The sequence below is a fragment of the Pseudomonas sp. TE3552 genome, assembly GCF_056278945.1.
This window is the reverse complement of record NZ_JBWBQJ010000001.1, coordinates 232,000-253,393: the sequence shown is the minus strand read 5'-3', so window position 1 is coordinate 253,393 and position 21,394 is coordinate 232,000. Positions and strand designations below refer to the sequence as shown.

The 21,394-nt window shown below is 59.5% G+C and carries 19 protein-coding genes; 2 read left to right on the top strand and 17 right to left on the bottom strand.

Annotated features, from left to right (window positions below; translation table 11 throughout):
- Positions 1-221: 221 nt before the first annotated feature.
- From ACZ9BB_RS01150 to ACZ9BB_RS01085, 14 genes are all read right to left on the bottom strand, one after another.
- On the bottom strand, positions 222-551 hold the full coding sequence (locus ACZ9BB_RS01150; RefSeq protein WP_476212182.1) for a hypothetical protein: 330 nt from the start codon (positions 549-551) through the stop codon (positions 222-224).
- The gene (locus ACZ9BB_RS01145; RefSeq protein WP_476212181.1) at positions 548-1,462 is read right to left on the bottom strand and encodes an alpha/beta hydrolase; all 915 of its coding nucleotides are present in this window, start codon (positions 1,460-1,462) and stop codon (positions 548-550) included. The genes ACZ9BB_RS01150 and ACZ9BB_RS01145 overlap by 4 nt, the downstream gene beginning before the upstream one ends.
- An 89-nt stretch (positions 1,463-1,551) precedes the next feature.
- Positions 1,552-2,829 (bottom strand): flavohemoglobin expression-modulating QEGLA motif protein, encoded by a 1,278-nt coding sequence (locus ACZ9BB_RS01140; protein ID WP_476212180.1) that lies wholly within the window; start codon positions 2,827-2,829, stop codon positions 1,552-1,554.
- A gap of 36 nt (positions 2,830-2,865) precedes the next feature.
- Positions 2,866-3,420 carry a hypothetical protein gene (locus ACZ9BB_RS01135; protein WP_476212179.1) on the bottom strand — a complete coding sequence of 185 codons (555 nt, stop codon included), beginning with the start codon at positions 3,418-3,420 and terminating at the stop codon, positions 2,866-2,868.
- Positions 3,421-3,607: 187 nt separating this feature from the next.
- A complete protein-coding gene (locus ACZ9BB_RS01130; RefSeq protein WP_476212178.1) occupies positions 3,608-4,324 on the bottom strand; it encodes a TetR/AcrR family transcriptional regulator in 717 nt (238 codons plus the stop codon).
- Positions 4,325-4,426: 102 nt separating this feature from the next.
- A complete protein-coding gene (gene lysS, locus ACZ9BB_RS01125; RefSeq protein WP_476212177.1) occupies positions 4,427-5,929 on the bottom strand; it encodes a lysine--tRNA ligase in 1,503 nt (500 codons plus the stop codon).
- 102 nt (positions 5,930-6,031) lie between these two features.
- A protein-coding gene (prfB, locus tag ACZ9BB_RS01120; protein ID WP_476212176.1) for a peptide chain release factor 2 occupies positions 6,032-7,127 on the bottom strand; the annotation gives its coding sequence in 2 pieces (ribosomal slippage) (positions 6,032-7,054 and positions 7,056-7,127; 1,095 coding nt in all).
- Between the two features lie 262 nt (positions 7,128-7,389).
- The gene (locus ACZ9BB_RS01115; protein ID WP_476212175.1) at positions 7,390-8,391 is read right to left on the bottom strand and encodes a diguanylate cyclase domain-containing protein; all 1,002 of its coding nucleotides are present in this window, start codon (positions 8,389-8,391) and stop codon (positions 7,390-7,392) included.
- A 48-nt stretch (positions 8,392-8,439) separates the two neighbouring features.
- Complete coding sequence (gene cheB / locus ACZ9BB_RS01110) at positions 8,440-9,450, bottom strand: chemotaxis-specific protein-glutamate methyltransferase CheB (protein ID WP_476212174.1); 1,011 nt, start codon at positions 9,448-9,450, stop codon at positions 8,440-8,442.
- Positions 9,447-11,735, bottom strand: coding sequence for a response regulator (locus ACZ9BB_RS01105; RefSeq protein ID WP_476212173.1), 2,289 nt, complete (start codon positions 11,733-11,735; stop codon positions 9,447-9,449). The genes cheB and ACZ9BB_RS01105 overlap by 4 nt, the downstream gene beginning before the upstream one ends.
- Positions 11,732-12,415, bottom strand: a complete 684-nt coding sequence (locus ACZ9BB_RS01100; protein ID WP_476212172.1) for a chemotaxis protein CheW — start codon at positions 12,413-12,415, stop codon at positions 11,732-11,734. Before ACZ9BB_RS01100 ends, ACZ9BB_RS01105 begins: the two co-directional genes overlap by 4 nt.
- Positions 12,412-13,701, bottom strand: a complete 1,290-nt coding sequence (locus ACZ9BB_RS01095) for a CheR family methyltransferase (RefSeq protein ID WP_476212171.1) — start codon at positions 13,699-13,701, stop codon at positions 12,412-12,414. The genes ACZ9BB_RS01100 and ACZ9BB_RS01095 overlap by 4 nt, the downstream gene beginning before the upstream one ends.
- A complete protein-coding gene (locus ACZ9BB_RS01090; protein ID WP_476212170.1) occupies positions 13,698-14,234 on the bottom strand; it encodes a chemotaxis protein CheW in 537 nt (178 codons plus the stop codon). The genes ACZ9BB_RS01095 and ACZ9BB_RS01090 overlap by 4 nt, the downstream gene beginning before the upstream one ends.
- A complete protein-coding gene (locus ACZ9BB_RS01085) occupies positions 14,234-15,856 on the bottom strand; it encodes a methyl-accepting chemotaxis protein (protein WP_476212169.1) in 1,623 nt (540 codons plus the stop codon). The genes ACZ9BB_RS01090 and ACZ9BB_RS01085 overlap by 1 nt, the downstream gene beginning before the upstream one ends.
- A gap of 545 nt (positions 15,857-16,401) precedes the next feature.
- On the opposite strand from ACZ9BB_RS01085, the gene ACZ9BB_RS01080 reads away from it, so the two are divergent.
- Entirely contained in the window at positions 16,402-16,806 is a 405-nt protein-coding gene (locus ACZ9BB_RS01080) for a hypothetical protein (protein ID WP_476212168.1), read from the top strand.
- A gap of 80 nt (positions 16,807-16,886) precedes the next feature.
- On the opposite strand, the gene ACZ9BB_RS01075 is transcribed toward ACZ9BB_RS01080, so the two are convergent.
- The 3 genes from ACZ9BB_RS01075 to ACZ9BB_RS01065 all read right to left on the bottom strand — a co-directional run bounded on the left by ACZ9BB_RS01075 (position 16,887) and on the right by ACZ9BB_RS01065 (position 20,267).
- Positions 16,887-17,603 (bottom strand): tellurite resistance TerB family protein, encoded by a 717-nt coding sequence (locus ACZ9BB_RS01075; RefSeq protein ID WP_476212167.1) that lies wholly within the window; start codon positions 17,601-17,603, stop codon positions 16,887-16,889.
- Between the two features lie 256 nt (positions 17,604-17,859).
- Positions 17,860-19,710, bottom strand: coding sequence for an Ig-like domain-containing protein (locus tag ACZ9BB_RS01070; protein ID WP_476212166.1), 1,851 nt, complete (start codon positions 19,708-19,710; stop codon positions 17,860-17,862).
- 17 nt (positions 19,711-19,727) lie between these two features.
- Positions 19,728-20,267 carry a hypothetical protein gene (locus ACZ9BB_RS01065; protein ID WP_476212165.1) on the bottom strand — a complete coding sequence of 180 codons (540 nt, stop codon included), beginning with the start codon at positions 20,265-20,267 and terminating at the stop codon, positions 19,728-19,730.
- Between the two features lie 206 nt (positions 20,268-20,473).
- Between ACZ9BB_RS01065 and ACZ9BB_RS01060 the strand changes: the two genes are divergently transcribed.
- Positions 20,474-21,388, top strand: coding sequence for a LysR family transcriptional regulator (locus ACZ9BB_RS01060; RefSeq protein WP_008072897.1), 915 nt, complete (start codon positions 20,474-20,476; stop codon positions 21,386-21,388).
- Positions 21,389-21,394 lie beyond the last annotated feature (6 nt).

Sequence of the window (21,394 nt, the reverse complement as noted above, 5' to 3'; positions counted from 1 at the left end):
GCTTCTTATTGATCGAACACTTGCCCTGGGACCAAGCAACCCTGTGGCGAGGGGGCTTGTCGGAACGCCGCATCGCCCCGTTCGGCTGCGAAGCAGCCGTGAAACCATCCCGCAAGGTGTACCTGACAAAACGCGAATGCAGGTTTTAGGGCCGCTTCGCGACCCAACGGGGGCAAGCCCCCTCGCCACAAGGGTTCATCATTGCCAATGGAGGTGGGATTTTACTGTTCGAGTTTTTGCGGGGTTTCCTGGCCCATGCAGCGCACGGCTTTTTTCTTGCTGTTGATCAGCACGCCGGTCAGGCCTTTCTGTTCGGTGTCGAACAGCACCAGCACGCCATCGATGCACTGCGCCACTTGCGCGGCCGGTTCCAGGGAGACTTTGTAGTCTTCGCCCGGCACGGTCTTGAGCATGGTGAAGTCGCTGAGCAGCAACGCATCCTCGGGTTTGGCAAAGTGCAGGTAACCGTACCACCACAGGGCCCCGACGGTGCCGAGGATGCTGCAGATGCCGGTGATGATCAGCGGGATGGCGTTACGTTCTTCACTCATTGCGGACTCTCTGGTGGTTCATCTTCAGGTTTCGGTGGCGCCGGGTAATTGGGGATCTCGCCCAGGCGGCGCAGGCCGTTGAAATGCTGTGGGTCTTCGAGGTAGCGCAGCATGACCTTTCGCCAGACCGGGTCGGCGAAGGTTTGCACATGGCCGCCCCGGGTCAATTGCAGTACCCGCGGCGGCGGCGCAGCTTGATACAGTCGGATGCCGTTGGAAAGAGGCACCAACTGATCATCGATACTGTGATAGATAAGTTTCGGTACGCCGTTGAGCTGCGTCATGGAATGGATCGCGCTGTCACCGTCCGGCACCAACCAGGACAACGGCACCTGGAACGGCCAGGTCATCCACGATGTGCTCAGGGCGAAACGTCCGACATCACGATAACTGGCAGGCACGCCATCGAGCACAAAAGCCTTGAGTTGTTGCTGGCGCTCGGGATGCCGGGCCAGGTAATGCACGGCCATCGCACCGCCCAGGCTCTGACCGAGGAGAATCAGCGGCCGGCCCTTGACCTCCGGGGCCTGGTCGAGCCATTTGAAGGCCGCATCGATGTCCTGATAAATCGCCGGTAACTTCGGTTTACCTTCAGACAAACCGTACCCGCGATAATCCACCAGCAGCACCTGATAGCCCTGCTCCGGCAGCCACCAACTGGCGCCCAAATGCCACGCCAGGTTGCCGCCGTTGCCATGCAGATGCAGCACGGTGCCTTTGACCTCGACGCCTTTTTTCGCCGGCAGCCACCAGCCATGCAGCTTGAGGCCGTCAGCGGTGGTCAGAGTGACGTCGCGAAATTCGAGTTTGGCTTTTTCCGGGGTGAACGGCTGGCCGGGCTCGGGGTAGAACAGCAAAGAGTCGCAACCGCCGAGGGCCAGGAGCAGGCAAAAGATGCCGAGGATTCTCATCCGGTGAAGCCTCGCAGAAAATGGGGGATTTGAATTCACCCCCCCTGTGGGAGCGAGCAGGCTCGCTCCCACAGGGGATCTCGTCATCGTTAGAGGATGTTGGAGTAATCCGCTTCGATCCGGTCCAGGCTCAAGTGGTTGAGGAAGTTGGAGAAGCACATCCATGCCGACAGCGCGTTCATGTCGCGGAACTGCTCGGGCAGGTATTTGGGCGGCACCACCAGGCCTTCGTCTACCAATTGGCGCAAGGTCCGCATGTCTTCCAGCGTGGTCTTGCCGCAAAACAATAGCGGTATCTGCTCCAGCTTGCCTTTACGCACGGCCAACTGAATGTAGTTGTAAACCATGATAAAGCCCTTGAGGTAGGACAAATCCTTGGTAAATGGCAGACCGGTCGGCACCGAGCCACGGAAAACCCGACTGGCGTTGCCGTAGCTTTCGGCCATTTCGAAGCCTTGCTCACGGAAGAACTCGAAGATCTGCAAGAAATCCGCGCCCTCCTCCACCATGTGAATGGCGCGGGTACGGTTGGTGAGTTTGCGCAGGCGGCTCGGGTACGAGGCGAAAGTGATGATTTCCATCAGGATCGCCAGGCCTTCCTGAGTCACGGTGGACGACGGCGGGCCCTTGGACAGGAACGTGCAGATCGGCTGATTCAGGCCATTGAGTGTGGTGCCCACATGCACCAGCCCTTCGTGGACTTCCAGCGCACGCACGTCGCGGTCGTTGAACATCGCGTCGGCGCGGATCTTGATGTAGTCGGCACCGGCCGCCGCATCGGCGACGATCCCGTCGGATTCGAACACCCGAATGGTTTCCTCGTTCTCGCCAAAGACCCGGTTCAACCGGTGTTGCAGCAGGTTGACGGCTTCCTTGGCGGTGAGGACTTTCGGTTCGTCCTTGAGGTCGCCACGGCCATCGATGTTGTTCAGGTAATCGGAAAGCATCAGCCCCAGGTCGGCCAGGGTCGGGTCGCCAGCGTGAAACGCATCGGACGCGGCGCCATACAATTCCTGGGAAATCAGCCCGAAATCCTCGGTGCCGCGCGCTTCGAGCATGCGCACCACCATCCGGTATTCCTTGCACATGCGGCGCATGATCTGCCCGACCGGGTTGAACTGGCCCAGTTGGCGGGTGATGTCGCGCTCGATGTTCTGGAATTCCAGCTTCACTTTGCTGGAGTCAAACGACAGTGGTCGATTGAGGTAGTAGTCGCGGTCCACGGCCGGCATTTCCTTGCCCTTGGCCTTGAGGAACCCCTTGCGAATGCTGTCGTCCCACTTGACCGCATCCAGAACGCGAATCGGCGTCTGCGCCAGCACTATGCGATCGGACAAAATGCGTATCGTCTGCTGGTATTCGTCCACCCGAAACTCCTGAAGAAAAACCGTTACGTGCTGAGTTTATTTGGCTTTGGCCTGGCGCTGATAGCGCACCGCCTCGACGAAGACATCGGAATTGGCCGGATCGTCGAGGTAGGCGAACACCTGGTCCAGGCTGTTGTTGATCAACACGCCGTCGCCGTCGTCGGTCTGGAAGCCTTCGCCACTCAGGACGTTTTGCCCCATGGCTTGTTTGATTTGCTCGAGGTCGAGGTTGTAGACCACCAACTCCTGCTTATCGTTGAGCTCGAAACCGGTGATGGTGAAGTGCCCGCCGAATTGCGCCGGCACTTTCGCCGACAGGTACCAGCGATTGCCATGGCGCGACACCGTGAAGGGATAGGCTTCGCGCTCATGGGGCTTGGCCTTGAAGTAGCTGACCGCCTGGTAGCGGTTGTCGCCGATGCGCGTCAATTCCAGGTTCATCGGTTCGCCCCAGGCGTTGGTGCTGGCCCATTTGCCGAGCAGCCCTTTGGGCGCTGGCTCGCTGGCGGGCAGTGGCTCCTTGAAGGTCACCAGGCAGCCACTGAGCAGCAGGAACGACAAGGCGATCACAACGACACGCCAGGCTTTCATTCAACACTCCCTATGAACACACTTCGCCTCGCGGCGACCCGTAGCAGCTGCCGAAGGCTGCGTTCGGCTGCGAAGCAGTCGTAAAATCTGAATCCCGAATCAACCTGAAGGAATACGGTGGCAGGTTTTACGACGACTTCGTCGCCGAACGCAGCCTTCGGCAGCTGCTACAGAGACCGCGCTCGACTCATACCGACGCCAATACCAAATGCAAGTAGCGGGTCAGGATACCGAGCATTTCCTCTTCGGCCGCAGGCTCGGCGTCGTTGAGCAGGCCCTGATATTCCATCCGTCCGACAATCGCCGTCAACACTTTGGCATCCTGTTGTGGCTCACGGGAACCCAACACCTGGAACAGCTGGCACGTTCCCTGTAGGAGAATTTGCTGGTGTGAACGCACCAACAGCGCCAGGCGCGGGTTAAGCAGCGCTTCCTGGCGGAACGCCTGTTCGGCCATCAAGTGTTCGCGGCGGTTCATCAGTTGCCGGTGAACATAGTCCGTCATCAACCGCGCAATATCATCCGCCAGTTGCGAGCGAGACTCGGGGCTGCCGTCGCCGCTGATCACCATTTCACGCAACAGGCCTTCGTTGTTCACCCACAACTTGGCCATATACGCCGCGCTACGCTCCACGTATTGCGCAAAGGTATCGGTGAGCAAGTCATCGATATCCTTGAAATAGTAGGTGGTGGCCGACAGCGGCACACCCGCTTCAGCGGCCACCGCACGGTGACGTACAGCCCGCACGCCATCGCGCACGACAATACGCATCGCCGCGTCGAGAATGTCCTGTCGACGCTGTTCGCTGCCCTGTCGGCTGGCCTTTCGGCCCTGGTACTGAACACTTTCAGCGACCGCAGTGGCGATACCCGCTGCACCTTCTTGAGCAATTGCACGATTCACGACCGGTATTCCTCTCTAACGTCAAAAGTAACCAATTGATACGTTTGTACCAGACAGGCAATAAAAAACCGCCTGTTATAGGCGGTTTTTTAATTGAAACACTTACGCTTGCGGCCGCATGTGCGGGAACAGGATCACGTCGCGGATCGACGGTGAGTTGGTCAGCAACATCACCAGACGGTCGATGCCGATCCCTTCACCGGCGGTCGGCGGCATGCCGTACTCCAGCGCACGAACGAAATCGGCGTCGTAGTGCATGGCTTCGTCATCACCGGCGTCCTTGTCGGCCACCTGCGCCATGAAACGCTCGGCCTGGTCTTCCGCGTCGTTCAACTCGGAATAGGCGTTGGCGATTTCACGGCCGCCGATGAACAGCTCGAAGCGGTCGGTAACGTTCGGGTTCTCGTCGTTGCGACGGGCCAGCGGCGACACTTCGAACGGGTACTGGGTAATGAAGTGCGGCTGCTCCAGCTTGTGCTCGACCAGCTCTTCGAAAATCATTACCTGCAGCTTGCCCAGACCTTCGAAACCCAGCACCTTGGCGCCGGCCTTCTTGGCGATGGCGCGGGCTTTGTCGATGTCGTTCAGGTCATCGGCCGTCAGGTCCGGGTTGTACTTGAGGATCGAGTCGAACACCGACAGACGCACGAACGGTTCGCCGAAGTGGAACACCTTGTCGCCGTACGGCACGTCGGTGCTGCCCAGAACCAGCTGCGCCAGCTCGCGGAACAGTTCTTCGGTCAGGTCCATGTTGTCTTCGTAGTCGGCGTAAGCCTGGTAGAACTCCAACATGGTGAATTCAGGGTTGTGACGAGTCGAAACGCCTTCGTTACGGAAGTTGCGGTTGATCTCGAAGACTTTCTCGAAGCCGCCGACGACCAGGCGCTTGAGGTACAGCTCAGGCGCGATACGCAGGAACATTTCCATGTCCAGCGCGTTGTGATGCGTCTCGAACGGCTTGGCCGCCGCGCCGCCCGGAATGGTTTGCAGCATCGGCGTTTCCACTTCCAGGAAGTCACGCTTCATCAGGAAGCTGCGGATGTATGCAATCACTTGCGAACGCACGCGGAAGGTCTGGCGCACGTCATCGTTGACGATCAGGTCAACGTAACGCTGGCGGTAGCGCTGTTCGGTGTCGGACAGGCCGTGGTGCTTGTCCGGCAGTGGACGCAGGGATTTGGTCAGCAGGCGCACGTCAGTCATTTCGACGTACAGGTCGCCCTTGCCGGAACGGGCCAGGGTGCCTTCGGCGGCAATGATGTCGCCCAGGTCCCAGGTTTTCACCGCGGCCAGGGTTTCTTCAGACAGGGTTTTACGGTTGACGTAAACCTGGATGCGCCCGGACATGTCCTGGATCACCATGAACGAGCCACGGTTGAGCATGAGACGACCGGCAACCTTGACCGGAATTGCAGCCTCTGCCAGCTCTTCCTTGGTCTTGTCCGCGTACTGTTTCTGCAAGTCTTCGCAGTAAGCGTCGCGGCGGAAGTCGTTGGGGAAGGCCTGGCCCTTGGCGCGCTCGGCAGCAAGCTTTTCCTTGCGCAGGGCGATCAGGGAGTTTTCTTCCTGTTGCAGGGCTTGCGGGTCGAGTTGTAGGTCGCTCATGTCTTTAAAAATTCCATCTCAGGTTCGTTGCCCCCGGCATTCGCCGGGGTTCGCGGGCAAGCCTCGCTCCTACAGGATTACGACAACCCTGTAGCGCGGGCCTTAGAGCCCTTGTTTCAGGCTGGCCACCAGGTATTCGTCGATGTCGCCGTCGAGTACCTTGTCACAGTCGCTGCGTTCGATGTTGGTACGCAGATCCTTGATCCGCGAGGCATCGAGCACGTACGAGCGGATCTGGTGACCCCAGCCGATATCCGACTTGGTGTCTTCCAGGGCCTGGGAGGCAGCGTTGCGTTTCTGCACTTCCTGCTCGTACAAGCGCGCCCGCAACATTTTCATCGCGGTGTCTTTGTTGGCGTGCTGGGAGCGTTCGTTCTGGCAGCTGACCACGGTGTTGGTCGGTACGTGGGTGATACGTACGGCCGAGTCGGTGGTGTTTACGTGCTGACCACCGGCACCGGAGGAGCGGTAGGTGTCGATGCGCAGGTCCGATGGGTTGATGTCGATTTCGATGTTGTCATCGATTTCAGGCGACACGAACACCGCCGAGAACGAGGTGTGACGACGGTTGCCGGAGTCGAACGGGCTCTTGCGCACCAGACGGTGCACGCCGATTTCGGTACGCAGCCAGCCAAAGGCGTATTCACCCTTGATGTGTACGGTCGCGCCTTTGATACCGGCGACTTCACCGGCCGACAGTTCCATGATGGTCGCGTCGAAACCGCGTTTATCCGCCCAGCGCAGGTACATGCGCAGCAGGATGTTGGCCCAGTCCTGGGCCTCGGTGCCGCCGGAACCGGCCTGGATGTCCAGGTAGGCGTTGTTGGGGTCCATCTCGCCGCTGAACATGCGACGGAATTCGAGCTTCTCGAGGGCTTCGCGCAGGCGCTCCACTTCAAGGGCTACGTCGTCGACGGCGGCCTGGTCTTCTTCCTCGGCAGACATCAACAGCAGGTCCTTGGCATCGGCCAGACCGCTGGACATTTCATCGAGGGTTTCTACGATCTGGGCCAGCAGCGAGCGCTCGCGACCCAGGTTCTGAGCGTACTCAGGGTTGCTCCAGACATTCGGATCTTCAAGCTCGCGATTGACTTCAGTCAGACGCTCATGCTTTTGATCGTAGTCAAAGATACCCCCGAATAGTTTCGGAGCGCTCGGACAGGTCCTTGATACTGTTAAGGATCGGGTTGATTTCCATGGCGGGCAGCACTCGTTGGCGAACTTTTGAAAGCCGGCGAGTATAACGTAATCACGCTGTCACGGCAGCCCGCCCGGCGGCTTTAGGCGCAACATAAAACCAGTGGCGAGGGGGCTTGCCCCCGTTCGGCTGCGAAGCAGTCGTAAAACCTGATTGCTGGGTTTGACTGGAAGAATGCTGGGGCCGCTTCGCGACCCAACGGGGGCAAGCCCCCTCGCCACAGTGTTTGTACCAGTCTTGGGAGTTTCATTTAATCTGAAGACTACTCGATCCCCACCTGATTGCGCCCATTGTTCTTCGCCAGGTACAACCCCTTGTCCGCCGCCGAGATCAATTGCCGGCAGTCAGTGCCCGGCTGCGGAATCATGGTCGACAGGCCGATACTGATGGTCAGGCACGAACCTTCGGTCGGGAAAATGTGCGGGATTTTCAACCCGGCCACGGTCTGGCGCAGTTTTTCCGCCACCAGCCGAGCACCGCCTGGCGAGGTGTTGGGTAGCACCAGCACGAACTCTTCGCCGCCATAACGGGCTGGCAAGTCCGATGGCCTGGCGCTGGCGTCGCGAATCGCCGTGGCGACTTTGCGCAGGGCTTCATCGCCTTCAAGGTGGCCGAAGCTGTCGTTGAAGGACTTGAAGTAGTCGACATCGATCATCAGTAGCGACAATTGAGTCTGGTCCCGCAGCGAACGCCGCCACTCCAGCTCCAGGTATTCGTCGAAATGCCGGCGGTTCGACAGCCCGGTCAGGCCGTCGGAGTTCATCAAGCGTTGCAGCACCAGGTTGGTGTCGAGCAACTGCTGCTGACTGACCCGCAGCGCGCGGTACGCCGCATCCCGCTGCAGCAGGGTCATGTAGGAGCGTGAGTGATAGCGGATGCGCGCCACCAGTTCGATGTTGTCCGGCAGTTTGACCAGGTAATCGTTGGCACCGGCGGCAAACGCCGCGCTCTTGATCAGCGGGTCTTCCTTGGTCGACAGGACAATGATCGGAATGTCCTTGGTGGCCGGGTGATTCCGGTATTCGCGCACCAGGCTCAAGCCGTCGAGGCCGGGCATCACCAGGTCCTGAAGGATGACCGTCGGCTTGATGCGGATCGCCTGAGCAATGGCCTGGTGCGGGTCGGCGCAGAAATGGAAGTCGATGTTCTCTTCGTTCGACAAACCACGGCGCACCGCCTCGCCGATCATCGCCTGATCGTCCACCAACAACACCATGGCGGCGTTTTCGTCGGTCTTGAAGTCGTCGAGCTGTAAATCATTCATGTGCGGTCACCTGAGTACTGCTTGGGCCACGATTGCTGCTAATGATAGTCATTGTGGGAAAATCTCCAGCAATCGTGGCGCTATCTTGTCCAGTGGGCGGATTTCCACGGCTGCGTCGAGGGCTGCGGCCGCCTTGGGCATTCCGTACACGGCACTACTGTTCTGGTCCTGAGCGATGGTCATGTAGCCCTGTTGGCGCATGAGTTTAAGCCCCTGGGCGCCGTCGCGCCCCATACCGGTCAGCAGAACGCCCACGGCGTCACCGCTCCAGTAACTGGCCACACTTTCGAAAAACACATCGATCGAAGGCCGATAGATCTCGTTGACCGGTTCGGCGGTGTAGGCGAGTGTGCCGTTTTTCAACAATCGAATGTGATGGTTGGTGCCGGCCAGCAGAACCGTGCCGCTTTGCGGCGGTTCGCCTTCCTGGGCCAGGCGCACATCCAGGCCACTGGCGCTGGCCAGCCATTCGGCCATGCCGGCAGCGAACACCTGATCCACATGCTGGACCAGCACGATGGCCGCCGAAAAATCTCGTGGCAGGCCTTTCAGTAGTACCTCCAGCGCCGCCGGCCCGCCGGCGGATGAACCGATGGCCACCAAATGCTGACGCGAGGCCGAATTGCGGTGTGGGCTCGGCGCCGATCGCACCCGATTACTCCGGTCGCCGATCAGCCAGCCAATGTTCATGATCTTGCGTAGCAGCGGTGCGGCGGCTTCCTGAGGATTGCCGCCCCCGATAGCCGGGGTATCAACCACATCCAGCGCGCCGTAGCCCATGGCTTCGAACACCCGGTGCACGTTCTGCTCGCGGTCGACAGTGACAATGACAATCGCGCACGGGGTTTCGGCCATGATTCGCCGGGTCGCTTCCACGCCGTCCATCAACGGCATGATCAAGTCCATCAGGATCAGGTCCGGGGTGTATTCGGTGCAACGTTGCACCGCCTCGGCCCCGTTGCCGGCGACCCAGACCACCTCGTGCGCCGGTTCGAACGCCAGGGCGCGGCGCAAAGCCTCTACCGCCATGGGCATGTCGTTGACGATGGCGATTTTCATGCTCGCGCTCCTCCAATGAGCTCAACGACTGCATCCAGTAAGGCGTCATCATGAAAACTGGCCTTGGCTAGATAATAGTCGGCGCCGGCGTCCAGTCCACGGCGACGGTCTTCTTCGCGGTCCTTGTAGGACACCACCATCACCGGCAGCGATTGCAGCCGATTGTCGCGACGCAATAAAGACACCAGCTCGATGCCGTCCATGCGCGGCATATCGATGTCGGTGATCAGCAGATCGAAATCCTCCGAACGCAGGGCATTCCAGCCATCCATACCGTCCACCGCCACGGCGACGTCGTAGCCGCGATTGAGCAGCAGCTTGCGCTGCAACTCGCGAACGGTCAGCGAATCGTCCACCACCAGAATCCGTTTACGCGCCGCTTCGACGGCCTGATTGGCGTGCCGGGCAATGCGTTCCAGACGCCCGGTATTGAGCAGTTTGTCCACCGAACGCAGCATGTCTTCGACATCAACGATCAACACCACCGAGCCATCGTCGAGCAAGGCCCCGGCGGAGATGTCCTGCACCTTGCCCAGGCGCTCGTCCAGCGGCAACACCACCAGCGTGCGCTCGCCAATAAATCGCTCGACCGCCACCCCGTAGATCGCCTCGCGCTCGCGGATGACCACGACTTTGAGCGTCTGCTCGTTGTTCTGGCTCGTCGGGCGTTGCAATAGCTGACTGGCGGCGACCAGCCCGACATGCCGGCCTTCATGCCAGAAATGCTGCCGGCCTTCGACCTGCACGATATCTTCCGGCTCCAGATCGCACATGCGCTCGATGTGTGCCAGCGGAAAGGCGTACGCCTCTTCACCGACTTCCACCACCAGACTGCGCACCACCGACAGCGTCAGCGGCACTTCAAGATGGAAACGACTGCCCTCGCCCGCCGTTTGTTCCAGCGCCACGGCGCCGCGCAACTGTCGGACCATGTGTTGAACCGCATCCAGCCCGACACCGCGCCCGGAGACTTCGGTGACCGTGTCGCGCAGGCTGAAACCCGGCAGAAACAGGAACGTCAGCAGCTCTTCTTCGCTCAACTGGGCGGCGGTCTCGGCCGGGGATAACTGCCGCTCGACGATGTTGCGACGGACCTTTTCCAGATCGACGCCATTCCCATCATCGCTGAGTTCCAACACCAGCAGACCGGCCTGATGGGACACTCGCAACCGGATCAGGCCTTCCTCCGGCTTACCGGCCAATAGCCGTTGTTCCGGGGTTTCGATGCCGTGATCCACCGCATTGCGCAGCAGATGCGTCAGCGGCGCTTCGAGTTTTTCCAGCACGTCGCGGTCGACTTGAGTCTTTTCGCCCTCGATCTCCAGCCGCACCTGTTTGCCGAGACTGCGACCGAGGTCGCGGACCATGCGCACTTGCCCGCTCAGCACATCGGCGAACGGCCGCATGCGACAGGCCAGCGCCGTGTCATACAACACCTGCGCGCGCTGGCTGGCGTGCCAGGCGAACTCATCGAGCTCGGCGTTTTTTTCCACCAGCAATCGCTGGGACTCCGCCAATAACCGACGGGCATCGCCCAAGGCTTCCTGGGCTTCTAGGCTCAAGGCATGGTCCTTGAGATGGACATTGAGACTTTCCAGGGCCCGCAGGCCGTTGCTCTGCGTGCGTTTAAGGCGCTGCATGGTGGCCAGGTGCGGCTTGAGTCGCTGGGTTTCCACCAGGGATTTACTCGACAGGTCGAGCAGGCTGTTCAAGCGCTCGGCCGTGACGCGCAATACGCGTTCGCCACTTTCGGTGGTGCGTTTAGTCACAGGCGTTGGCTCGGCGGGTGCTGCCGGGGGAGCTTCGGTGGTGGCCGACATGGGTGGCTCAACCTTGGGCGTCGGCGGTTCCAGCTGAAGTTCTGCCATCGGCGGCGTCATGGGGGCAGTGGCCGCCATGTGATCAAGCAGCCGTCCCATCAAGACGACGTAAGCGTCGATATCCACAGGCGCCGGAGCATTGCCCGGCGTCGCAATCCGCATCAGCAGATCGGTGCCTTGCAATAGTGCATCAATGTGTTCGGGCCGCAGGTACAGGCGCCCTTCCTGGGCGCTGACCAGGTAATCTTCCATCACATGGGCGACACGGACCCCGGCATCGACACCGACAATCCGCGCCGCGCCCTTGAGCGAGTGGGCCGCGCGCATGCACGACTCGAGGTAATCGGCCTGGGTCGGGTCGCGCTCAAGCGCCAGCAGACCGGCGCTCAGCACCAGGGTCTGGGCCTCCGCTTCCAGGCTGAACAGTTCCAGCAAAGAGGCATCACGCATTTGCTCGGGGGTCATGTGAGGCTCCGGGTCACGGCAGACAGCAGCTGCTCTTCATCCAGCCAACGCAGGCTGCGACCTTTGAATTGCAAGACTCCGCGGGTGTATTTGGCGCTGGCCTGGGTGCCGGACTGGGACGCGGCATCGAGAATGTGCTCGTCGATGGCGTGAATCCCGTCCACTTCGTCCACCGGCACCACCACCGGCCCACCGTGGCCGGCGATGATCAGCATCCGAGGGGTCACTCGCGCGCCGGACGCCACGCCACTGGTGCCGTCGAGCCCCAGCAACTCCACCAACGACAGGCACGCCACCAAGGCACCGCGCACATTCGCCACCCCGAGCAATGCCCGGGAGCGTTGATGCGGCAAGGAGTGAATCGCTTGCAGCGGCGCCACTTCGACCAGGCTGCGGGTGGCCAGGCCCAGCCACTCTTCGCCGAGACGAAACATCAGCAGCGAGCGGGTTTTCACATCGTTCTGGGCCATCGTCGAGACTTGGCCGCGATCGTCCTGTTGCAAGGCGTAGCGGTCGAGCAAGCGTGTGGCGGCAGCCGAATACACCGCGCAATTGCGGCAATGAATGTGTTCGCTCAGCAGCGGGCAGGATTTGTCGCCATGAATACCGATGCGGTTCCAGCAGTCGTCGATGGCCTGGGCATCTTCATGGGTGACGCTCAAGGTGTCGGAGGCGTTCATCGTTTACGCTCACTGTCAGCGGCGCGCTCGCTGCGGGCGGCGCGGGCCTGCAATCGTCTGGCACCCGCCGTGTCGCCCTGGGATTGCAGCAAGGCGGCCAGGTGCATCAACGCGTCGGGGTGTTGCGGTTCGAGGTACAACGCCTTGCGATAAAAACCCTGGGCCTCCAGGGCGCTGCCGGCGACATCACTGAGCAGCCCCAGCCAATAGAACACCTGGGCCACCGGCTCATGGCTGCGTAGATAGCTTTCGCACGCGGCGCGAGCTTCAGCGCTTTTGCCCTCATTGGCCAGCGCGGCGATGTTCGCCAGCAGCGTGGCAGAGTCCGAAGGTGTGGTTTTCGAAGGGTTGGCGGCAACCGGAGGCATCGGTACGACCGTCGCGAAAGGCCGACTGCGCACCGGCGGCGGTGGCACGCTACGCACCGGTTGTTGCACCGGCAACGGTACCGGCAATGGCATCGACGCGAAACTCGCCAGCGGCTCGGGCGCGCTCTGGCGACTGAACGCAAACGACTGCGCAATCCCGATCGAGCGCATGCCGAAACGGCCCAGCAGGCTGCCCTCGGCCGGGCCGATAAACAGCACGCCGTCAACGTGGGTCAGGCGTTTGAGTACTTCGAACACTTGCTGCTGGGTCGGCTGGTCGAAATAGATCAGCAAATTGCGACAGAACACAAAGTCATAGGGTGGCTCATTGGCCAACAAGGCCGGATCCAGCACATTGCCGACCTGCAGACGCACTTGTTCAAGCACGCGGCCGCTGAGGCGATAGCTGTCGGTTTCAGCGGTGAAATGCCGCTCGCGAAACTCGATGTCCTGGCCGCGAAAAGAATTCTTGCCGTACAGCGCGAGCCTGGCCTTTTCCACCGACAACGGGCTGACGTCCATGCCGTCGACCTTGAACTGGTGTGGCGCCAGCCCGGCATCGAGCAATGCCATGGCGATGGAATACGGTTCTTCGCCGGTGGAACACGGCAGGCTGAGAATCCGCAGGGCGCGCATGTTATTGATCGCCGCCAACCGCTTGGCCGCCAGTTTCGCCAGCGTGGCGAAGGATTCCGGGTAACGGAAAAACCAGGTCTCGGGGACGATCACCGCTTCGATCAGCGCCTGTTGTTCGTCGCGCGAGCCGAGCAAGGTGTGCCAATACTCATCGGCTGTCAGCGCCCCAGTCGCGGTGGTCCGCTGGCGCACCGCGCGCTCGATGATCGCCGGGCCGACCGAGCCGACATCCAGGCCGATACGTTCCTTGAGAAAATCGAAAAACCGTTGATCGTTGCTCATCCCTGCTCCTCAAACTGCGCCAGGTCCAGCGGCGGCGAGGGAAACAACAAAACGCGAACCTGTTCGTCCAGCAAATCGGCAACCCGCACCCATTGCAGCAAACCCTGGGCATCTTCACGTACCGGGCCGAGGTACGGCGCCTGGCGATTGTCCAGGCCATAAGGCTGAAAGTCCGCCGGGTTGCAGCGCAACGTGTCGGTGGCCTGCTCCAGAATCAGCCCGAGCAACCGCGAAGGCGTCGCCTCATCCGGCCGATAATGCACCAGCACCAACCGCGTGCTGGTGCGGGCCTGGGCCGGTTGGCCGAACGTCAGGGCACTGAGGTCGATCACCGGCACCACCGCGCCACGATAGGCGAACACCCCCGCCACCCATTCCGGCGCTCGGGGGATGGGTTTCAACGGCAGATTCGCCAGCACTTCGGCTACCTCGATGGCCTGCAAGGCATAACGCTCATTGCCGATGCGGAACACCAGAAACAACGACTGTTTCGCCGGCCGCGCCGCGCCGCGTTTGACCGCGAGCTCGCTCATCAGACTTTGAATCGCGAGACGCCGCCACGCAGCCCCACGGCCACCTGGCTCAATTCATCGATGGCGAAACTGGCCTGACGCAGAGACTCGACAGTCTGGCTGCTGGCATCGCCCAACTGCACCAGCGCGTGGTTGATCTGCTCGGCGCCGGTGGCCTGGGCCTGCATGCCTTCGTTGACCATCAACACCCGTGGCGCCAGCGCCTGAACCTGATGAATGATCTGCGACAGCTGCTCGCCCACCTGCTGCACCTCGGACATGCCGCGGCGCACTTCTTCGGAGAACTTGTCCATGCCCATGACCCCGGCCGACACCGCCGACTGGATTTCGCGCACCATCTGTTCGATGTCGTAGGTGGCGACCGCGGTTTGGTCCGCCAGACGCCGCACTTCGGTGGCGACCACGGCAAATCCGCGGCCATATTCGCCGGCCTTCTCGGCTTCGATCGCGGCGTTCAGGGACAACAGGTTGGTCTGGTCGGCGACTTTGACGATGGTCACCACCACCTGATTGATGTTGCCGGCCTTCTCGTTAAGGATCGCCAGTTTGGCATTGACCAGATCCGCCGCGCCCATCACCGAGTGCATGGTGTCTTCCATGCGTGCCAGGCCCTGCTGTCCGGAGCCCGCCAGCACCGAAGCCTGGTCGGCGGCGGTGGAGACTTCGGTCATGGTGCGCACCAAATCCCGCGAGGTGGCGGCAATTTCACGGGATGTCGCCCCGATTTCGGTGGTGGTGGCCGCGGTTTCGGTGGCGGTAGCCTGTTGTTGCTTGGACGTCGCGGCGATTTCCGTGACCGACGTGGTGACCTGCACCGAGGAGCGCTGCGCCTGGGACACCAGCGAGGTGAGCTCGGTCATCATGTCATTGAAGCCGGTTTCCACCGCGCCAAATTCGTCCTTGCGATCTAGGTCCAGGCGATTGCTGAGATCGCCGGTGCGCATGATTTCGAGGATATCCACGATACGGTTCATCGGCGCCATGATCGCGCGCATCAGCAACAGACCGCAGAGGCCGGCGACAATGATCGCCACCAGCAGAGAGACGCCCATGCTGATTTTGGCGGCTGTCACCGCTTCACTGATGGCCAGCGTGGACCGTTCAGCCAGGGTGTGATTATTTTCAAGAAGGCTGTTCAACTGCTTGCGCCCATTGATCCAGGCCGGCGCAAGTTTTTGCTCCAGGGCAAGAACCGCCTGGTCGTACTCTTTGCGCTGATAGAGATCGAGAACGTTGGTCATTTCTTTGTTGTAGAGCTGATGACGCACTTCGAATTCGTCGAACAGGACCTGATCGTCCTGCGTGAAAATGGTTTTTCGGTAGTTGGCTATTTGCTCGTTCAAGCGCTCTTCGAAGCTTTTGTACATGGTCTGGTCGGCGACGGTTATTTCGCGACGTCCGGAAAGGCCGACAATCTGTTGGGTGAGGTTAAAACTGTCGACCCACGCGCCGCGGATCATCGAACTGAAATACACCCCGGGGACCGCATCGGTGCGGACTGTTTCTGCCCCGGCGTCGATCTTCATCAACCGAGAAAAAGACACCACGACCATCAACAGCATGATCGCGATAATTACCGCAAAGCTCGCCAAAATGCGTTGGCGCAACGTCCAGTTCTTCACAGTCAGTCCTCGGTGCGGTTCAAATTGCCGGGGAGTATAGCCGAGGGTGGTGCTTCGGTTATCAGATGGACGAAGGCCGAATTGGATCTGGATGGCGCTTTGCGCGATAGAGGGTGGGTGCCAGTAATTCGAAGGAAACGAACTATGGAAGGGTCATTGAGGGATGTGGTGCAGATGAAGACGCCTTCGCGAGCAGGCTCGCTCCCATATTGGATCTTTAGCGGAGCCAGCTTTTGTGTACGACGGTGATCAACGCAGGGCTTGCTCGCGAAGAACAATAGCGCAGTGCCAATGACGTCCTCATGTGGCGAGGGAGCTTGCTCCCGTTGGGCCGCGAAGCGGCCCCGAAACCTGCAGCGCACTACTTAATGTCAGTCACCGTCAAGAAAAAACCTGCTTAAAAAAAAACCCTGAATATTCAGAATAAAAACTAACAAACCGATACCAAAACACGCTAACCAACTATCAATTCTGACAGTAGCCACCCCTCCTGATGAATTATTACTCTATGACCTGTATAAACACCAACTAGCGAGCACATCATCATGTCAGCACCCGAAGACTACGACCTGAAAGCGAAAGGCGAAAAGGTCACAGGAACAATGTCTGCATTCCTCAACAGCACACAAATACTTGATACCAAAACGATAACTTACATACGAGGCAGAGAAGTTTATACGTTCTTTGGCGAAAGCGACGAGAGCCTTGTGCTTCTCAGATTCTTAGAAGAACTGGCGCCCGACAAAGAACATACTGTAGTTTACCCAGCGGATTTAATCAGACCATGGGAAGCCAAAGACAAAAATTCAAATCTACCCGTAGAAAAAGGCACAATGCAACTAAAATTCTTCGATTCGGGAAAGCGTTCTTTCGAAGGTACATTTGACATCGATTTAGAAGGCGATCTTGGCAAATTAACCGGAAAGTTCCATATCCCAGAACAAAAGTAACATCACCAAAACAATAAACCCCATCAACACAATCCGTTGATGGGGTTTTTCTTTATAGCCTAATGTCGTCCCAAGCCCGATCAAGCGATTCTAACTTGCTTCTCCAACTCAGCCTTCAACCCCGGATCCAGCTTCAACTGCCGCGCCAGTTCATCGAGGTAGGACTTTTCCATGAAGTTCTCTTCGTCCACCAGCATCACACTGGCGATGTACATTTCAGCCGCCATTTCCGGCGTACTCGCAGCACGGGCGACATCGGTCGGGTCCAGCGGTTTGTTGAGTTCAGCGTGCAGCCACTGCTGCAGTTCCTGATCGTTGTCGAGCTTGCTGAACTCGCCTTCGATCAACGCACGCTCGCGTTCATCCACATGACCATCGGCTTTGGCCGCCGCCACCAGCGCCTTGAGAATCGCCTGGCTGTGCTGCTCGACTTGCGCCGCTGGCACGCGGTCGAGGGTTTGCGGTTCGGTTTGGGGAGCCGTGCCCTGCTGGGCCTGCCAATTTCCGTAGGCCTTGTAGGCAATGACCCCCAACGCGGCGAGGCCACCGTAAGTCAGGGCTTTGCCGCCCACACTGCGAGCCTTTTTGCTGCCCAGCAACAGGCCCATGGCCCCGGCCGCCAAAGCACCGCCGCCGGCGCCCGAAAGCACACTGCCGAGCCCGCCAGCCCCACCACTACCACCAAGCAAGCCGCCCAGCCCACCGGCAGCCGATTTGTTCTGCGTCCCGCCAGCCTTGTTCTGCAACAGATCCTGACCGGACTTGAGTAACTGATCGAGCAATCCACGGGTGTTCATTTGCTGCCTCCACGAATTCGGGTTAACCGGATCATTAAGGCCATGAGCCTGGACCGAAAGTGCCCGGTGTCGGGGGCGAGAGTGCTTCAGGATGTTGCTTGCTACTCGTGGCTGCTGATTCCCCTGCTTCTCGACCTTCGTCCTCCCACGACAATCAGGGAAGAAAAACAAAAATAAAAACGCCCCCCCCCATTAGTCTTGACTTGAAAACGGCTAATGGGCGCCCCTTCTTTCCTTTTTCTAGTAACGGCGATCACTAAATGATTTTGCTGACTACTGGAAGTCGGGTACCACCATTTGTCTGAACTTTACCGTCACCATTACCAATGTTTTCGTTCAAACGAAACGCCCATGCGTCGCCGATAACAGGAATGTTGTCGCTGCTCCAGTAGAGTTTCGTAGGCCACCCCAATGCAGCGGCCACAGGTCCCTCGGATGGATAATAGATTTCCCAAAACACCCTCAACTCTGCAAGTGAAAGCGCGTTCGCTTTTGATGGCAAAGTCGCACCGGTTGGATCCCACCAGATATCATCGGTACGAGTGACTAACGTTACTCCCGAGAATTCAATGCGATAGGAGGCCGTTCTCTGGGCTGCATCTGTGACGGTGATTATCGCGAAGCCATTACTGCCGGCACGTACCGTGCCAGTGGCTGGATCTACCAGTGCAACTTGGGTGTCGGAAGAAGAATATCGATAAGGCTCGGTACCACCGGTGGCTGTTCGAGTGTAGCTACCGCGTACAGGAGGGACACTCGGTGGCCGACCTTGCACTATGAAATAATTGTCAATGGGTTGAACATGATCATTACTGCCGAAACTCAACGCTTTAACGGTATAGGTGCGCACCGGAAAACGTACCGCGTCTACTCCATTAAAGCTCACGCTGAAGCTGATGGTCAGCTCACTGCCATCCTTGAGCGTCTTCAACCAATCAAGCGGTGCCGGCCGGGTCAGACCCTCTACAGCGTCATTAGGCGCTCCTACGAGGTCCTCCAAGAAAATCGGCTTACCGTCGGCATCGAGCCCCGCGTCATAACGCAACCACACACGCTGCCCCAACTGCTGAAGCGGCCAGGCGACTACGCGCAGCTGATCGCTGGCCTGCAAGTTGGTCACGTCCGGTTCATTGCCCACGGCACCGTCAATGGCCGGTGTCGGAAACCGCGTATCGCCATCCGCGATTCTTGACACGGTAATGTCGGTGGAGGGCGATAGATACTCCTGTCCACCTCTAGTGAATACATAACTGAACTTCACCGGTTGACCGCCCATGTTGGCGTTGATGAACGCCACCTCCAGCGGAAAATTCGCCCGATTGTTGGTATTCAACGGCTTGCTCGTAAAAACCGGCGACCCGGCACCCGGTGCGCCTTGCACAATCAATCGAACCATATCGCCGTCGCGCCAACCCTGCACCTCAACCCGCCCAGTGGCACCTTGCAGATTCTGCATTGGGTCGAGTACACCATTGACGCTGGTCAGCACCGTGGGTGGAACCAGATCCGGCAGGCCCTCACCAATCACCCGCGCCTTAGCCTCCCGCGAGGAATATTTCTGCTCGCCGTTTCTTTTCAGCACATAGGCCACACTCACCGTCTGGGCGGAAACGACCTTGTCATTCGGGATTTCCAGTACGACACGCACCGGAACCCCGAAGTCGTCCGCCTGAACATTTCCCCCTACGGTCATCACCACATCCGGCAGCCCCGGTGATTGACCGGTGTAGGTCGCTTCAATGAAGTCGCCCACTTCGAAGCGAGGGTCTCTCACCAGGATAATCACATACAGGTAGGCCCCCAGTTTTCCCAGGTCGATGGTGCCTGACTCGTCGTCGGCCTCACTCAGAATTTCGCGCAGAATCGCAGCTGGCAAGCGGGTGCCCGCCAAGTCCTCTTCCACGGTTTGGGTTGCAGACCAGATAGCATCGGTGTCCGGGACGTTTCCGAGCTGGTCGGTGACGGTGTAGGAAAAGTTGAGTTTTTGGTCGGGGTTTTGCGCGACTTCCAGGTGGGCGCGGGTCACGGTAAAACACACCCTGGTCGCGATCGGTGAGCCCGGATCGGGTGGTTCAGGCGCTTCGTCCCTGCCAACGATGAAATGCATGGACTCACCGTTACACTTCAGGGTAATCGTGTCGTAGGCTCGGCAGAAGACACACACACTTGGGCACTGACGAAGTCGGGGCCGACGCCGTTCTTGATGGCGTCGGGCAACAATAACTCCAGCTCGGAATGGCCCTCGATCTCCGGAAATCTGTCTTTTAAACCGGGCCGGATTTTGTTGTACAGCATCGTCAGCATCGGTGAGGTGCCGATATTATCGCTGCCGCGCTTGATGATGTAGAAGAGTTCATTGATCCGATCCGCATGCAACCGGCCTTTGGGGATACGCAGGGTCGTGATCGCGTTCTCATCCTCAATGATTTTGCTGTACAGAAACGTGGTCTCCCCGAGCAGCCACAGCTCCATGACATCCCCGGGATTCATCGTGCCCGACAACGGCGGATCGATCTCGACGGTGGCGCCCTCACCGTCAGTGACGAGATCGTAAATCACCAGGGACACGCCGATATCGGCCCCTATGACTGGCCGGGTCGCGCCAAGCACTCGGGGTCTATCCAGCACTAGTACGGTGTTATCGGGCGATTCCGGTAGGGTCATGATAAAGGCTCCTGCACGATGGGCTTTGGGTTGGGTTATCCAATACCGATACGCGGGAACTGGCTACTGTCAGAACTAACAGGTAGACGACTTTTCCAGACAAACGGTAAAGCGTATCCCCCAGATACCGCTGCGCAGGCTACCCATCGATTTAAAAGATATACACTCGGGCAAATCGATAAAAACCGCCCACCCGGTAATTCCCCATGATGACCCTGCGTCAAATCCGTCACTTCATCGCCGTGGCCGAAACCGGCTCGATCTCCGCCGCCGCGCAAACCGCGTTTATTTCCCAGTCCACCCTGACCCTGGCCATCCAGCAACTGGAGCAGGAAATCGGTGTCGGCCTGTTCAATCGCCACGCCAAGGGCATGACCCTGACCCACCAGGGTCATCAATTCCTACGCCAGGCGCACCTGATTCTGGCCACGGTAGACAACGCCAAACGCAGCCTGCAACAGAGCACCGATCAGGTTGCCGGGCAGTTGATCATCGGCGTGACCAGCCTGGTTGCCGGTTATTACCTGGCGGATTTGCTCACCCGATTCCAGCGCGCCTACCCCAATGTAGAAATCCGCGTGATGGAAGACGAACGGCCGTACATCGAGCATTTGCTGGTCAGCGGCGAAATCGATGTCGGCGTGCTGATTCTGTCCAACCTCGAAGACCGCCACGCCCTGCAGACTGAAGTGCTGACCCACTCGCCCCATCGACTGTGGCTACCGGCCCAGCATCCGCTGCTGGAACACGACAGCATCAATCTCGCCGATGTCGCCCGCGAGCCGTTGATTCAGCTGAACGTCGATGAAATGGACCGCAACGCCCAGCGCATGTGGTCGGCGGCCTCGCTGCAACCGCGCATCACGTTAAGAACGGCGTCAACCGAAGCGGTACGCAGCCTGGTCGCGGCAGGCCTGGGCGTGTCGATCCAACCCGACATGACCTACCGCCCGTGGTCACTGGAGGGCGACATCATCGAAGCACGGCCAATCGCCGACCTGAGCCAGACCCTCGATGTCGGCCTGGCCTGGCGTCGCGGCACCGCCCGCCCGGCGCTGGTGGACCCGTTTCTGACCGTCGCTCGCGAACAACCCCACGGCGGGCGCAAGCCATCTATTTAATCGAAC

Coding starts and splice junctions, on each gene's coding strand:
- ACZ9BB_RS01150 (WP_476212182.1), bottom strand. CDS start 551: ATGAGTGAAGAACGTAACGCCATCCCGCTGATCATCACCGGCATCTGC.
- ACZ9BB_RS01145 (WP_476212181.1), bottom strand. CDS start 1,462: ATGAGAATCCTCGGCATCTTTTGCCTGCTCCTGGCCCTCGGCGGTTGC.
- ACZ9BB_RS01135 (WP_476212179.1), bottom strand. CDS start 3,420: ATGAAAGCCTGGCGTGTCGTTGTGATCGCCTTGTCGTTCCTGCTGCTC.
- lysS (WP_476212177.1), bottom strand. CDS start 5,929: ATGAGCGACCTACAACTCGACCCGCAAGCCCTGCAACAGGAAGAAAAC.
- ACZ9BB_RS01115 (WP_476212175.1), bottom strand. CDS start 8,391: ATGAATGATTTACAGCTCGACGACTTCAAGACCGACGAAAACGCCGCC.
- cheB (WP_476212174.1), bottom strand. CDS start 9,450: ATGAAAATCGCCATCGTCAACGACATGCCCATGGCGGTAGAGGCTTTG.
- ACZ9BB_RS01105 (WP_476212173.1), bottom strand. CDS start 11,735: ATGACCCCCGAGCAAATGCGTGATGCCTCTTTGCTGGAACTGTTCAGC.
- ACZ9BB_RS01100 (WP_476212172.1), bottom strand. CDS start 12,415: ATGAACGCCTCCGACACCTTGAGCGTCACCCATGAAGATGCCCAGGCC.
- ACZ9BB_RS01095 (WP_476212171.1), bottom strand. CDS start 13,701: ATGAGCAACGATCAACGGTTTTTCGATTTTCTCAAGGAACGTATCGGC.
- ACZ9BB_RS01090 (WP_476212170.1), bottom strand. CDS start 14,234: ATGAGCGAGCTCGCGGTCAAACGCGGCGCGGCGCGGCCGGCGAAACAG.
- ACZ9BB_RS01080 (WP_476212168.1), top strand. CDS start 16,402: ATGTCAGCACCCGAAGACTACGACCTGAAAGCGAAAGGCGAAAAGGTC.
- ACZ9BB_RS01075 (WP_476212167.1), bottom strand. CDS start 17,603: ATGAACACCCGTGGATTGCTCGATCAGTTACTCAAGTCCGGTCAGGAT.
- ACZ9BB_RS01070 (WP_476212166.1), bottom strand. CDS start 19,710: ATGCATTTCATCGTTGGCAGGGACGAAGCGCCTGAACCACCCGATCCG.
- ACZ9BB_RS01065 (WP_476212165.1), bottom strand. CDS start 20,267: ATGACCCTACCGGAATCGCCCGATAACACCGTACTAGTGCTGGATAGA.
- ACZ9BB_RS01060 (WP_008072897.1), top strand. CDS start 20,474: ATGATGACCCTGCGTCAAATCCGTCACTTCATCGCCGTGGCCGAAACC.